Origin of the sequence: Streptomyces synnematoformans (assembly GCF_039531005.1) — a bacterium.
Classification (GTDB): domain Bacteria; phylum Actinomycetota; class Actinomycetes; order Streptomycetales; family Streptomycetaceae; genus Streptomyces; species Streptomyces synnematoformans.
This window is the reverse complement of the sequence record NZ_BAAAPF010000654.1, coordinates 1-1,393: the sequence shown is the minus strand read 5'-3', so window position 1 is coordinate 1,393 and position 1,393 is coordinate 1. Positions and strand designations below refer to the sequence as shown.

1 protein-coding gene is annotated in these 1,393 nt (G+C 71.8%); it reads left to right on the top strand.

The genetic code is table 11. The features are described from left to right. Window positions 1–240: 240 nt before the first annotated feature. The coding region (locus ABD317_RS36905) for a chitinase (RefSeq protein WP_344296439.1) at window positions 241–1,393 on the top strand (1,153 nt) is incomplete at its 3' end.

The window sequence follows — 1,393 nt, the reverse complement described above, 5'->3', positions numbered from 1 at the left end:
GCGTCGCGCGGCGGGTCCTGGCCCCAGATGGCGTCGACCAGGTCGTGCGTGGTGGGCATGGCGGGCACGTTAGGCAACGTCACGAACCCGCAGGTGAACGGGGCACGAACAGCTTCCCCGCCGGGCCCGGGACGGCCTTTGGTCCAGACCTCTTGACGAAAGGTCTGGACCAACTTACGTTGTGCCGCAGCACCGCACGTACCTCCCTGGCAACCCCACAGCCCAGAAGGCGAGCGTGTCATGCACTCTGCGATCAGCCGGACGCTGCGGCTCTTCGGCATCGGCCTCACGCTGGTGCTCGCCGCCCAGCTCCCCGCCGCGGCGGCGGCCCCGCCGGAAGCGGCCGGTCCGGCGGCGCCCGGGTCCCCGGCGGCCGAGTCGTGCCCCACCAAGCCCAGGCCCGCGGGCAAGGTCCTCCAGGGCTACTGGGAGAACTGGGACGGCGCCGCCAACGGCGTCCACCCGCCGTTCGGCTGGACGCCGATCACCGACCCCGCGATCCGCGGCCACGGCTACAACGTCATCAACGCCGCCTTCCCCGTCATCCTTTCGGACGGCACGGTCAAGTGGGAGGACGGGATGGACCGCACCGTCAAGGTCGCCGCTCCCGCCGAGATGTGCGAGGCGAAGGCGAACGGCGCCACCATCCTCATGTCGCTCGGCGGCGCCACGGCCGGCGTCGACCTCAGCTCCGGTGCCGTCGCCGACCGGGTCGTCGACACCCTGGTGCCGATCCTGCAGGAGTACAACTTCGACGGCATCGACATCGACATCGAGACCGGCCTGGTCGGCAGCGGGAACATCAACCAGCTGTCCACCTCGCAGGCCAACCTCATCCGCATCATCGACGGCGTCCTCGCCCGGATGCCCGACGGCTTCGGGCTGACGATGGCGCCGGAGACGGCGTACGTCACCGGCGGCAGCGTGGTCTACGGCTCGATCTGGGGCGCGTACCTGCCGATCATCAAGAAGTACGCGGACAACGGCCGGCTGTGGTGGCTGAACATGCAGTACTACAACGGCAGCATGTACGGCTGCTCCGGCGACTCGTACCAGGCGGGCACCGTCGCGGGCTTCGTCGCCCAGACCGAGTGCCTGGACCGCGGCCTCGTCGTGCAGGGCACCACCGTCCGCGTCCCGTACGACAAGCAGGCCCCCGGGCTGCCGGCGCAGCCCGGCGCGGGCGGCGGCCATATGCCGCCGGGGTCGGTGGCGCAGGCGTGGAACCACTTCGGCGGCGCGCTCAAGGGCCTGATGACCTGGTCGATCAACTGGGACGGGGCGCGCAGCTGGTCCTTCGGCGACAACGTCAGGTCGCTGCAGGGCGGCTCCGCCGCCCCGCCGGGCCGCGCCGGCTCGCCCGCGTCCGCCGGCGCGGCGTCAGCCGGCGCCC